This window comes from Paenibacillus sp. T2-29 (assembly GCF_052921365.1).
In genome coordinates this window covers 200,975-213,526 of sequence record NZ_JBREVE010000009.1, presented here as the reverse complement: position 1 = coordinate 213,526, position 12,552 = coordinate 200,975, and the positions used below count along the sequence as shown (strand labels likewise).

Here is a 12,552-nt window from a genome sequence, read left to right as displayed (position 1 = left end):
CAGGCATTAAAGTACCCGGCATTAACGATTAAGCCCCATAGGGGATAAGAAGGAGGGAACAGACCTCCAGGGGGATACACCCCCTACTACCTATAAAGGAGAGATATACAATGTCCATCGAAGCACATCGTTGTAATGCTGCTGGATGCAAAGGGTTCGTCCTTTTTGAAAATGCTGATTTTGATTTTAAGGATATTCCTACGGATGAAAAACGAGGAGTGTACGCATTCGGACACCCTACATGCAGTGAATGCGGAAAGGAATTTTTAATTGTGCCTCATTATGTTGTCATTGATGTAAAAAGCGATGATTTTAGCGATTCCGAACAAATAGAATCTGCATGTATAACCGCTTGGGAGAAGCGGGAGAAAGAGCGCAAGTATGAGGCATAACAGCCTCTTACCCTATCCAACAGAAAGGAGAAGGCGACATGGAGCGGATATACAGGACTTATGCTGATACCGAAGTTACTCAGTTATCTACAGCCGTAAAATGCCCTTATTGCGGTGAAGAGTGGATGGAGCCAGATACGGACGAATGTGGGGAAACTTATAAATTGAGATGTGAAAATGAGGACTGTGAACGAGAATTTGAGATGCACTTTGATGCTTCATAGCCTCTTACCCTATACCCCTATATACCACCTATAAGGAGATGATAGAGCAATGAACGCAGCGAGTGAATGGATCAAGTATGATCCAACAGATAGATCAATCGAAAGTCACGTAGACCACTTGGTTATAACAAGTTCAGGGGATTGCAGTATTGCACAACATGCTAAGTCACTGGTTAGTGACGGGTATGTTTGGTACGGCATTGGTGGTTACAGGATTAATAATGTAACCCACTATGCGGCAATAAAGCCACCTATTAAAGAGTTGGAGGAAGAGTAGTCATGAGAGATATTAAATTCCGTGGTAAAAAGATCAATGGCACTGGCTGGGTGTATGGATACTATGTCTATCAATTTGAAATTGGCTATTATTCGCAAGGATATACTGATGTTCCGCCGCGAGTACATTATATCTTTGGCGACAAAGGAGACTTTTGCGAGGTCGATCCTGCAACAGTAGGTCAATATACCGGATTAAAAGACCGTAACGGTAAAGAAGCATACCATAAAGACATTGTTGATTATGACGATTGCCTCTACGTGATTGAATGGGATGAAAAAACAACCGGATTCTATCTAGCGTATATTCCTGACTTGCACGATCCAGAAAGTGAAGAACATTTAAAAGGGTCATGTATAACATTGTCAACGATAAAGAGTCACGCTTTGGAAACCGGGAAACTGCTCCAAGGAGAGAATAAGTTGGGATAATACACCTCAAACGTCGGATAGAGCGGTTTTACGTTGACGAGGACGGAGATACGGTATTTGCCCTATACGAAGACATAGATGGATACGTGCATTACAGATACTGCACGTTTGATACGGATAAATATACGATGCTGTCAGTACTGTTTTACAAAAAATTCGATGGAGGCGGTAAAGGTGAGTGAACAGACAGTAGATTTAATCCGTAAAGATGTGCAGCAGGCTAAAAACGAAGCGAAGAAAAATATCCTGTTACCAGTTAGAGAGGTATCAGACCTGCTTGCCCTGGTAGACTCACTCCAGCAGCAGCTTGGAGAGAAGGACCGGACAATAGCCCGGCTATCTGCTGACCTGGATACATCCGTTTCAAGCCAAATAGACATGACTGACAAAGCATACAGATACCAAAAGGCACTGGAAGAAGCCAAGACAGCTATACAGAAGAACTTAGCATTTGCTAACGGTAAGGATGAACAAGCTCTATTATCGGCGTTTAACCATATCAACACAGCGTTAGGGGAGTAACCACCAATACAATACGCTCAGTCACCCTGACGGAGCGTTGGAAGGATGATAGATATGATACCAAATTATTATATGATGTGGCACGATCTGCGCGAGGAAATTAACCGCCTTGAAGCAGAGGGGATTGAGGATAACAATCTGGATTTGGGAGACTTGCAGCGGATCATGGACGAACTTGAGCTGGACCATCGGGATTAAACCAATACAGGGAAGGATGATAGATATGCCAAATCATATTACAAACAAAGTCAAAGTTATTGGTACGGACGAACAAATACAAGAAGTATTTGAGTTTATAAAGAATGATACTCTCGGTATTGGTACGATAGATTTTAATAAAATCACACCTATGCCCAAATGGGTATACGGAAATTCACCAGGAATCGTGGGCATCAGTTTTGACGATGAAAAACTTTGGGGAGTGGAAAACACAGTGCTTGGGTGGTCAAGAAAACACTGGGGTACTAAATGGAATGCTTATGGACAACCTGATGATCGAAACAGTAAGGATATCATCTTTTTTGAAACAGCATGGAACGGAATTCCGGATTTAATTCAAAAACTCGCTTGGATCTTTCCGATGGTTAAGATCGAATATAGTTTTGCGGATGAAGATACGGGAAGCAGTAACTGCGGATTCTACTGTTTTGAATACGACAAGATAAACGAGCAAAGGGAATACGAACTATGCAGTAAGGAAGCTTATGAATTAGCGTTTGAACTGGTCCATAATGGCGAGATGCCAGATTGGTATATCTTCAACCCTGAAACAAACACATATGAGCATGTAGAAGGGTAGGGGATTAAACCAATACAGGGTGTAGGACCTACACCCACTAAGGGAGGATATATAGATGACAGATAAACCACGTATCGAATGGATTAAATATGATCCCAAGAATCCCGGCGAACTGGAAGAGCAGAATTATCTTATTAATTTAGCCACTCGTCATTTATCAACAGCGGCCATGGTTTTGGCAGTATATGACGCTATAGATAATATGTTTTATGTTGAAACGGAGTTTGGAAGAGAAGGATTTCGTGATTACGTGTCTCATTATGCAGTCATTAATACACCAGGGGATGTGATTTCATGACAGAACGTAACTGGCAAGAGGATATGAACGGATGTACTGGCCTGCCGCCAACGCCTTGGGCATGGGTAGAAACAGAAGAAGCTGAGTGGATAGAAGATTCTAATCAGGAAATAGTCATTGGTAGTGAGTTTGAGTATATTTTTGATGATTTGCTTGGTCCAAATGTCAGAAAGGAAGCATTTATGCGTTTCATGATTAATGCGCCTGAAGCCCTTCCTTACTGGCTCCAACAATATGCAGCACTTGAAAGGGAATACGAACGGTTCCGGAAAGCTGCAATGGGCTGGAATGACGATTTAACGAAGGCTGAATCCCTTATACAACAAAAGGATGCAGAGATAGCCGCAGCCGAGAAAGCATATGAAGGGCTACAAGCAGACTGTGTAAGCCGCGGGGAGTACGAAGCAACATTAAAGAAGCTTGATGACATGACTAAAGCTTACAACGCTCTCAAAGGAGACAAGCCATGACCTACGCTTATACCACTATATTAGCTGCTGTACTGTTGTTTATAGGTGTAGTAAGTATAGATCGGTATTTCCTTATCGAGACAGTTTCACCAAGCGAGGTGAGTATAAAATATGGCAGATAACAACGGAATAACGGCAAAAAACTTCTGGGTGTGGACGAAAAAGGCGGAGTTGAAGAACCCGGCCCGGTCCAGAGAAGGCGAACCAGTCTGGGATAATTACCTGTATACGGCTCCAAAGTGGATGCTGGATGATGGATTAATACAGGACTCGGCAGATTCGCCGCGTGAAGGGCAGACGACTATTTTTGATTACATCTTTTGATTATTCTAGGAGGCGGTTATATGGAAACGAGAGATAAGGCGAAAAATGAAGTGTTTCAAATCGCTTTCCCGGGAATGGAAATCGACGAGGACGCAACATTTTTACAAGTTGAAGGCGCATTAGAAAAAGCAGCGATCTACAAACGGTTAGGATTTGTACGTAAGGAAATAAAAAATACTGCAACTTATGAATACCAGCCATCGCAAAGGACGAACGTAATCAGCAAGCCAGTAGAAGCTGCAGCAATCATTAATGTAGATGGTCCTGATAGGCTTAAAAAGACGCATGATCAAGTCATAAAGGCAATAGACAGGCTTAGAAATATTCATCAGCGGATCATAACAACCCGTTACCTCGAATCAGAGGATGTTTTGGATGTGAATGTATGGTTAGAACTAAACCTTGCGGAGCGGACTTACTACAGGCTTAAACGGGAAGCGATGTCCGAGTTGGCTTACGCTCTAGGATTAGAAGTGAAAGTTGAATAGTGGCAGGAATTTGGCAGGAGAATGGCAGGGTATTAGGATTTATCCATGTTAATATGTAAATGTGATGTGGTGGCGGAATGGGCATTAATGAGACGCATACACAGGACATACACGGCTTTAAGGGCGAAGTATGGTATGAGGTAATACTCAGTACAAGGGTTAAAGTCCCTTGTCCACATCGAAACTAATTACACCAAATTGAGACAGCCGTAAAGAGGGTCATAATACCCCATCAGTAAGGGCGGCAGAATGTTCCGCACGTAATGCGGACTATGTATCCTGTAAGCCCTGGTAATCTGACGCGGCCGTTCTGGTTATCAGGCAAGGCTATAATTCGTTAGGGAACCATACCGCAAGTATAAGGGAGCGGCAGTGGCAAGCGCATGACGGAGGGTTAGGGCGCAACTAAATAAGCAAGCATGAGGGCATCGTTATACGGTGTCCTTTTTGCTGTGTACAAATAGGAGGAAATAAGCGATGGCACAGAATTACGCATATCTTGATCAATACGGCATCCTGCATCTGCATAACCAACAAGAGGCAGCGAAACATGGCAAACATGTTGCTACTGAGCTACAAGCAGACGAAAGCGGCTATCCGGTAGTGGACGGCGAGGGAGTCGTGTACTACAGCCAAGAAAACGCAGCATACATCCGTGGTAACCGTAAAGACGGTGAACGAGTAGCTACGCCTGCTGAGATTAAGCGGTTGGCGGATCAACTCAAGTAACACCTTTTTCCCGGCTTAGTCCGGGGATATGACACATACAGGATTATAGCGGTTCGATTCCGCTATGTGTCTTACTAGGGAGGGGTATAACGAATGAAAGTAAAAATACCTATGGGTGAAGTAGTTAACGAAATTATGAAGAGACATCAGGGATTGATTGTTACAGATGTTTATATTGATGATGATGAAGATGTCTTTGTAATTGAAGTAAAAGAGCAGAAATAAACATCCCGTAATCTAAACCCGAAACACCGCATGAGCGAACGGTAAAGTAAGGTACACGGGGATAGCACATGAAAGGAGCTGAACTGTGATGGCAGAGGAGAAACATCCTGGGGGCAGACCATTGAAATTCAAATCTGCCGAAGAATTGCAAGGAAAGATTGACGATTACTTCGAATCTTGTTATGAGGAGATATGGACAAGGGAAAGTGATAAGGACGGTAAAGAAGCTTGGGCCCCTCTCTATGACAGACACGGCAATATTGAAAAACGATTGGTTAGACCATTTACAATATCGGGACTGGCCGTTTTTTTGGAAACTGATCGCAAGACATTGCTCAACTATGAGGATCGAGAAGAGTTTTTCCACACTATAAAAAAAGCGAAGGCCAGAATTGAAAATTATACAGAGGAACAGCTTTACAACGCGAGTGCGAAAAACATGACAGGCATTATATTCAATTTGAAAAATAATTACGGATGGCAAGATAAACAGGAGATAAACAACAATATTGGCAATCAGAACGGAGAAACATTCGAAGTATCTCATTCCAAATCGCTCAAGAACTTGAGTCCAGAGGAGTTGGCAGAACTTGAACGGATCATTTCAAAAACTTCCGACTCTGAGTGAAGTGAGATCTGCCCGCGCATTCGCTGATTTTTCATATTTTATGGACCATGACAGCAACGGGATGGACAAACCAGGCGCTCACCTAGACTTGTTGGATGCTACTTTACAAAGGGTCAGCCAAGGAGATTTAAAGCGAGTTATAGTTACAATGCCACCACGTCATGGCAAGTCTGAACGAGTGAGTAAAAAGTTTCCGGCATGGCATGTAGGGCGCAATCCTGACGACGAAATCATTGTTGCTTCATATAGTATTGATCTATCCAGAGGATTCAGCCGGATAGCAAGAGACACGCTTACAGCTAATCAGGATGTATTTGACCAGCAATTGGACAAGAACAATCAATCGAGTGAGTCGTGGACCATACAAGGACACAGAGGCGGTGTTACTGCAGCTGGTGTTGGTGGATCGATCACAGGTAAAGGCGCAAAAATAGCCATTATTGATGACCCTGTAAAGAACAGCGAGGAAGCCAACTCTGAGGTGATGCGTGAAAAGGTATGGGAATGGTATCGATCTACGCTGTATACACGACTAACGCCTGACGGTCGGATTATAGTGGTGATGACGCGCTGGCATGAGGATGACCTAGTGGGGCGGTTATTGAAAGAGGAACAAGACGCTATTAAGAATGGAACACATAAAGGCGACCGCTGGACCGTAATAAACTTCCCGGCAATTGCTGAAGAAGCCGACGTGTTGGGGCGAAAACCAGGAGAACCATTGTGGGCTGAATTTGGATTTGATGGACAACGGCTCGAGCAAATCAGGCATGATGTTGGCTCCTACGTGTTCAGCGCCTTGTATCAACAACGGCCTTCTGCTGCTGGGGGTACGATCTTTCAGCGCAAGCATTTCCGATATTTCCGTTTTGAGCGGATTCACAATATCGAATACGTTGTGCTTTCAGATGGACGCCGCTTCATAGTTAATGCTTGTTGGATGTTTCAGACCGTGGATACCGCGAACAGCGAAAAGACGATCAATGACTATTTCGCTGTTACCACCATCATGGTCACACCTGATCGGGATATATTAGTACGGGATGTGTATCGCACCCATATAGAGGGACCAGAACAAAAAGGCTTGATGAAACAAATGGAGATGCGGTACAAACCGAAATTTCAGGCTATTGAGGACAAGACGTTTGGTACTAACCTGATTCAAGAATGCAAGCGTGATGGTATGACCATACTGCCTGTAAAGGTGGACAAGGATAAGGTTACTCGTTCCCTGCCTATCGCTGCTAGGTATGAGTTAGGGAAGGTATTTCACCGGGAGGATGGAGCGTGGCTCGATGATTTTGAAGCGGAGTTGCTTAGCTTCCCTAAGGGGAAAAACGATGATCAGGTAGATACGATGTCAATGACCGGGGAGCTGGTACACACTATAAGTAATCATCAGGAGACGGCATGGAGTGCCAATCCTGAATCAATCCCCGATAGGGCTTCTAACTTTGATTCTGACGACGATGATGATGACCAAATAGTGCAACACTTTTGGTAATTGTTTATACAGTTAATATGCAAGACATGTGTACAAAAGACATGATTTTGTGAACAAGTATGTAAGCTGAAACCCTTAGTGCATAAGGGTTTATTTGTATTTGCACCAAAACACTTTATGCATAGGGTATGCAAAATGACGAAAGCCGCGTAACTACAGGGTTTTGCTTTCAGGCTAAGGCACTAAAATATACAGTCTTTATACATTGAGGGGTGAACAAATTGGAAATTGTATTCGGTGCGATGGGAATAGCGACCATCGTTTTTTTGTATCTGCGTATACGTGACCAAGATCGCACGATTAAAGATTTGGTTGATCGTCTGTCTGCCCGTAATTATAGCGAATACGTGGCAGCTAAAGGTTATGAAGAACACCCGCCAGATCCATCATATCGCAAGCCTATGAGTTGGCACGACGACCCGACAATTGATGATGTTAAGGGGCGTGATTTCTAATGGCTAAAGTGCTGGACAAGATCAAGGGAATATTCAGTGAAGTGAGCGGAGAAAAGCAGGACTCTACCAACCCTAATACGCCTGAGCAACAGCAGATGTGGGATACAGTCAATGAGGATTATCAGGTTTTCAAGGCAGCACGACAGCCCGTAGAACGACACTGGCGTAAGGAACAGCGCTTTTATATGGGTGATCATTGGCACGGTCTGCGTACAGAAGCAGTATCCAAACGCCGACCTGATGCCGTAGAGAACGTAGCGTTTAGCCAGATTGAGGCAATTGTCGGTAAACTTGCAGGTTGGATGCCATATCCGGATTATAGCGCACCTGAACCAGGAGACGAACGAAAGGCGCAGGATTTGAATGATTATATGCCATATGAGCTGCGGAAGATCAACTTCAAGCAGAAGCATCTGAGGGCAGTACGCCGTATGGTTATCCATGGTCCACTGGTGTACAAGACTATATTTGATCCAACTGTGGAGGGCGGACGAGGTCAGAACCGATATACGGGGCGCAACGACATCCTACCCGTGGATCTGGCGACATTCTTTCCTGATCCGCGCATAAATGATTTTATCTATTTACAACAGATGTCAGCTGTAATCATTCACACTCGCCAACCGTTGGAATATTTCCGTAAACGCTGGCCCGAGCAAGGAAGAAAGGTACAGCCGGATAACGGTTCATCCGACGTGGATATTTTCAACAACGATGTGCAGGATAGCAGGTCATTCAACCACGATACGTCCATTGGTAGCAACCACGTGACTGATAAAACATCAGGCTTGATTGAGTATTGGTACCGTGGGTTGCCAAAGATGGTGACGGAGGAAGACAAAGAAATATTTTCAGAGCAGGCCGATGAGATGTTGCAACGCGGTGTCGATCCATCTGAACTAGTGGCTAAAGCTGCTGGACAGATGGAGGGAGTGCATTGCATCTACATTTCTACATCCGGCGTGTTTCTAGAACATAAATCCTATGTGTATGACCATGGTCAGTACCCATTTGTAGCCCGAACCTTGTACCCAGAAGAAGGATCGGCGTGGGGTAAGGGCTTCATGCGCGACATGATTAAACCACAGATCATGAAGAACAAATATGCGGAAATCGCGGTGGAAACGTCTGCGAAACAAGGTGGTTCTGCAATCATGTATGAGGAAGGTGTTATAACCAAACCCCGTACATGGCAGGAACAACGTGGCTTGCCCGGCGCTATGCTGCCTGTAGCTCCTGGGAGGCTGAATGGTGTCAAGGAATTACAAGGTGTCAATGCTCCAGCTACCGTGTTCAATGCGCTGGACTATTACGACAAGATGCTCCAGAAGATTCCAGGGCAGTTTGACAGTGCAAACGGGCAGGCCAGCAGCAATGTGACCAGCGGCGAACAGGCCAAGGCACTTATGGCTGCGGCAGGAACTAGGCTGAACACAGCATCGGATATGATTCAAGAGGCACTGGAGGAAGTTTTCGCACAGTATGTGGAACTGATCGTTCAATTCTATACGACTGAACGTATTGCCCGGGTGACTGGTCGTAAGGTGTCAATCAGTCGTGAGGCAATTGTTTCGCGTGTACCGTCAGAGTTTCAGACGGGTAACGTGATTACCGATCCAGTGACAGGAGAAGAATTGCCTGAAAAGCTGCCGGTTGAAGAAGAATTTACTCCTGAGTTTGATATTTTGGTGAATATCAGCGTGGACAAACCACAGGATCGTGAATATTGGTTGCAGCTTGTATTCAATCTGTTGAATATGCGCGACCCAATCACACAGCTTCCCATGGTAGATGCAGAGGCTGTACGATTTGTTATACAAACAGGCCGTATGGAGTCTATGGACGTTATTAAGCGTCGGATCGAGGAAGCGGCTGGTATGCAGCAGCAGTTTATGCAGGCTCAACAGCAAGCACAGCAACTGTCGCAGGAAAACCAACAGCTTCAACAGACAGTCACTCAAATGCAAGGTCAACAGCAACAACAGGATACGCAGGCCAAAGCGTTTGACCAGGATTTACAGCAGCAAAAAATGAATCTGGAAGCTGCTAAGGTAGCTCACACTCTTATGGGTCAGAACACGGTAGGACGGTGACCAGTTTGACACATAATGTGAAGGTTCAACTGAATGGGAAAAACTCATTGGGTTATGGTCATTTGCTGTATTGCTGTGGCAAGAGACAACCTGTGAATATAAAAGAATTGGAAAATGACGAAACTTGGCATTGTTGCTGTTGTGACAAACCGCTGATGATCAAGTACAGAGATCGACATTACCGTATCGCTGAAAACATAACGATTTAGGCCCTTTCCAGTCGTGGATTGGGCCTTTTATTCTGCCGCCACCCATAGCGGATTAGGAGGATTTTTCATGGAAGATGTAGACCAAACCGCCACCCATAGCGAGGAAGTCACAGACCAGCCAGTAGATACACAGGCAGGTGAGCAACAGCAGATTCGTGACGCTTATGCAGCGTTCGATCTGGAGTATCCGCAAGACCAAGCAACAGACGAAGAAGACCAGGACGACACGGATGTTCCTTCTGATCCACCCATAGATGATGAGGAACAACCAGAAGACGAAGAACCTAAAGGCATCACCGTCAAATACAACGGTCAAGACGTCTTCATCCCAGAAGACGAGGTTGTGGCGCACGCCCGTAAAGGTCTGAATTATGACAAGATCGAGAGTCGTTCCAAACAGTATGAATCTGCACTGGATAGATTAGCCCGGCAGCAGGGGTTCAAGGATCATGCTGCTTTGCTTGAAAACCTCGATCACATTGAGCAGCAAGCAGCCCAGCAAAAGCTTAATGACTTTGAACAGTTGAAGTCATCATTGCGTGAGGATGCCGAAAACGCTGGTATTGACCCGGATCTATTGGACAGATACCTAGACAACCATCCGTTACTGCAACAGGCACAGGAGGCCGTACAGCGTAGTCAACGGGAACAAGAGTATCGACAGCAAGAGGAACAGCAACAGCGGCAGCTTGTGGGCTGGCAGATGCTGTTTGACAAGTACCCTACGCTGGCTGAACAGGTTGACGCGGACACGGGTACAGCTGCTTGGATGACGCCAGATATGCAGGAACGACTTAATCGCGGATATGACCCAATTGATGCATACGAGCTTGTCCACCGTTCAAGCTTAGCTGCTGAGGAACGCAAACGCACAGAACAATCGGTAATCAAGGCGCAACGCCTGAACAAACGGGCTCAGGTGGAGAAAAACGGTCACGCTGATCTTGAACCACAGGCGCCGGAAGAACTAACATCTGCATTCGCAATGTTCGGACTTGATCCGAAGAACGCACAGAAGTACGCAAAAAATTTCAAATAGAAAAGGGGTAAGCGAACATGGCACAGGGATTTAAATATGTGTACAACGATTATGGTAAGGACCCAACACGCATTACGGAGTTGCTCATGACTGACAATGAGGCAGGCTTGGCAGGTGAGGCTATTAAGGTAGTTAATGGTCGCATCACGAAAGCTGGTCCGACAGATGCTATTGCAGGCTTCCTGACGGTCAATGTTACGGCAGGGACAAATAAGGAGACTGAGTTTATCCAGGCTCGTGAAGGCGATTGGTACGAAGCTCCATACACTGGCACGGCGGCTGTCGGGTTCACCACAGGAGCTAATGCAATTACGTTGGCGGCTGATGGCCTATCCGCTAATGCTGCAACTGTTACAGGCGGCCCGCTGGCGGTATTCGATATCAATACAAATAAAAAGACAGCACGGTTCAAAGTCAAGAACCGCCAAATGTCCTAAGGGGGAAATAACATATGCAAACAGCACTAAGATGGGACCCGCGGGTAATGGAACCTATTTTCAAAGAACTTTATTCGCTTGCCATGAAGAACAAGAAAGATTTCATTCCACTTATGTACAATGTTACTACTTCGAACAAGAGCATTGAATCATACACTGGCATTGGCGGCGAGGGCCTCATGGAAGAATGGGGCAAGTCGAACAACCAAGTTTACTATGAAGACATTGATGAACTGTGGCAGAAGATCATCAAGAATCGCAAGTTTTCCGATGGACGTATCATTGAACGCGATTTTATCGACGACTTGCAACTGACAGAAATTAAACGCCGGATCACATCCCTTGCAGATGCGGTTTATAAGACTCAACAATTGCAGGCTGTGGAATTCCTGAATAACGGATTTACTGCCTCTGGTCCTAACTGGAGAGGTCGAACTGATAGCTACTTAGGGCCTGACGGTAAACCTTTGTTTGCTGTCGATCACCCGTACAGTCCGACGAACAGCGTGGATGTACAATCCAATCTTGGCAACAGTCCGCTTACATTGGATGCTTGGGACGATACAGCAGTAGCCATGCAGGAGTGGAAGGATGATAAGGGTAATCCTATGGCTGTTATCCCAGATACCCTGATTGTAGCCCCTTACAATGCACGTGCTGCGTTCAAAATTGCAGGGCTTCCCGATGCCGAACTACCCAAATATGAGCCGGGTTCAAATCATTTTGATGCGAATATGTATATGGGGAATATCAAGGTTATCGTCAATCCGTTCATCGACCCATCGAAGCGCAAGAACTGGTTTGCTGCTGATTCATCGCGGTTGAAAGAATTCAATATCTGGCAATGGAGACGCAAAGTGGAGAATGGTACAATGACCGACTTCGATACAGAAGCTACTAAATACAAAGCCATCGGTCGTTGGGCTTACGGCTTCACAAACTACTCATTCATCTACGGACACAATGTAACAACTTAATGGGGGCTTCGGCTCCCTTTTCTATTTTTGG

20 protein-coding genes are annotated in these 12,552 nt (G+C 45.2%); all 20 read left to right on the top strand.

Features of this window, described 5'->3' with window-relative positions; translation table 11 throughout:
• Positions 1 to 110: 110 nt before the first annotated feature.
• Positions 111 to 392: a hypothetical protein gene (locus ACU1JV_RS21995; protein WP_025364405.1), complete on the top strand. Its 282-nt coding sequence runs from the start codon at positions 111 to 113 to the stop codon at positions 390 to 392.
• Between the two features lie 38 nt (positions 393 to 430).
• Positions 431 to 616: a hypothetical protein gene (locus tag ACU1JV_RS21990; RefSeq protein ID WP_446724669.1), complete on the top strand. Its 186-nt coding sequence runs from the start codon at positions 431 to 433 to the stop codon at positions 614 to 616.
• Positions 617 to 665: 49 nt separating this feature from the next.
• Positions 666 to 893: a hypothetical protein gene (locus ACU1JV_RS21985; RefSeq protein WP_446724668.1), complete on the top strand. Its 228-nt coding sequence runs from the start codon at positions 666 to 668 to the stop codon at positions 891 to 893.
• A gap of 2 nt (positions 894 to 895) precedes the next feature.
• Positions 896 to 1,324, top strand: a complete 429-nt coding sequence (locus ACU1JV_RS21980) for a YopX family protein (RefSeq protein ID WP_446724667.1) — start codon at positions 896 to 898, stop codon at positions 1,322 to 1,324.
• 174 nt (positions 1,325 to 1,498) lie between these two features.
• The gene (locus ACU1JV_RS21975) at positions 1,499 to 1,846 is read left to right on the top strand and encodes a hypothetical protein (protein ID WP_446724666.1); all 348 of its coding nucleotides are present in this window, start codon (positions 1,499 to 1,501) and stop codon (positions 1,844 to 1,846) included.
• 54 nt (positions 1,847 to 1,900) lie between these two features.
• Positions 1,901 to 2,044 carry a hypothetical protein gene (locus ACU1JV_RS21970; protein WP_250260622.1) on the top strand — a complete coding sequence of 48 codons (144 nt, stop codon included), beginning with the start codon at positions 1,901 to 1,903 and terminating at the stop codon, positions 2,042 to 2,044.
• A 25-nt stretch (positions 2,045 to 2,069) separates the two neighbouring features.
• On the top strand, positions 2,070 to 2,645 hold the full coding sequence (locus ACU1JV_RS21965) for a DUF1281 family ferredoxin-like fold protein (RefSeq protein ID WP_446724665.1): 576 nt from the start codon (positions 2,070 to 2,072) through the stop codon (positions 2,643 to 2,645).
• A gap of 55 nt (positions 2,646 to 2,700) precedes the next feature.
• Positions 2,701 to 2,943, top strand: coding sequence for a hypothetical protein (locus ACU1JV_RS21960; protein WP_446724664.1), 243 nt, complete (start codon positions 2,701 to 2,703; stop codon positions 2,941 to 2,943).
• On the top strand, positions 2,940 to 3,413 hold the full coding sequence (locus ACU1JV_RS21955; RefSeq protein WP_446724663.1) for a hypothetical protein: 474 nt from the start codon (positions 2,940 to 2,942) through the stop codon (positions 3,411 to 3,413). Before ACU1JV_RS21960 ends, ACU1JV_RS21955 begins: the two co-directional genes overlap by 4 nt.
• Positions 3,414 to 3,524: 111 nt before the next feature.
• A complete protein-coding gene (locus ACU1JV_RS21950; protein ID WP_446724662.1) occupies positions 3,525 to 3,737 on the top strand; it encodes a hypothetical protein in 213 nt (70 codons plus the stop codon).
• A 20-nt stretch (positions 3,738 to 3,757) separates the two neighbouring features.
• Entirely contained in the window at positions 3,758 to 4,225 is a 468-nt protein-coding gene (locus ACU1JV_RS21945; protein ID WP_446724661.1) for an ArpU family phage packaging/lysis transcriptional regulator, read from the top strand.
• A 477-nt stretch (positions 4,226 to 4,702) separates the two neighbouring features.
• Complete coding sequence (locus tag ACU1JV_RS21940; protein ID WP_446724660.1) at positions 4,703 to 4,954, top strand: hypothetical protein; 252 nt, start codon at positions 4,703 to 4,705, stop codon at positions 4,952 to 4,954.
• Positions 4,955 to 5,047: 93 nt separating this feature from the next.
• Positions 5,048 to 5,179: a hypothetical protein gene (locus ACU1JV_RS21935; RefSeq protein WP_446724659.1), complete on the top strand. Its 132-nt coding sequence runs from the start codon at positions 5,048 to 5,050 to the stop codon at positions 5,177 to 5,179.
• An 88-nt stretch (positions 5,180 to 5,267) separates the two neighbouring features.
• Complete coding sequence (locus tag ACU1JV_RS21930; RefSeq protein ID WP_446724658.1) at positions 5,268 to 5,807, top strand: terminase small subunit; 540 nt, start codon at positions 5,268 to 5,270, stop codon at positions 5,805 to 5,807.
• The gene (terL, locus tag ACU1JV_RS21925) at positions 5,770 to 7,311 is read left to right on the top strand and encodes a phage terminase large subunit (RefSeq protein ID WP_446724657.1); all 1,542 of its coding nucleotides are present in this window, start codon (positions 5,770 to 5,772) and stop codon (positions 7,309 to 7,311) included. Before ACU1JV_RS21930 ends, terL begins: the two co-directional genes overlap by 38 nt.
• A gap of 221 nt (positions 7,312 to 7,532) precedes the next feature.
• Complete coding sequence (locus ACU1JV_RS21920) at positions 7,533 to 7,766, top strand: hypothetical protein (RefSeq protein ID WP_446724656.1); 234 nt, start codon at positions 7,533 to 7,535, stop codon at positions 7,764 to 7,766.
• A complete protein-coding gene (locus ACU1JV_RS21915) occupies positions 7,766 to 9,859 on the top strand; it encodes a portal protein (RefSeq protein WP_446724655.1) in 2,094 nt (697 codons plus the stop codon). Before ACU1JV_RS21920 ends, ACU1JV_RS21915 begins: the two co-directional genes overlap by 1 nt.
• Before the next feature lie 276 nt (positions 9,860 to 10,135).
• Positions 10,136 to 11,107, top strand: coding sequence for a hypothetical protein (locus ACU1JV_RS21910; protein ID WP_446724654.1), 972 nt, complete (start codon positions 10,136 to 10,138; stop codon positions 11,105 to 11,107).
• Between the two features lie 17 nt (positions 11,108 to 11,124).
• Entirely contained in the window at positions 11,125 to 11,544 is a 420-nt protein-coding gene (locus ACU1JV_RS21905) for a hypothetical protein (protein ID WP_446724653.1), read from the top strand.
• Between the two features lie 14 nt (positions 11,545 to 11,558).
• On the top strand, positions 11,559 to 12,521 hold the full coding sequence (locus tag ACU1JV_RS21900) for a Mu-like prophage major head subunit gpT family protein (protein ID WP_446724652.1): 963 nt from the start codon (positions 11,559 to 11,561) through the stop codon (positions 12,519 to 12,521).
• The last annotated feature ends 31 nt before the right edge of the window (positions 12,522 to 12,552 follow it).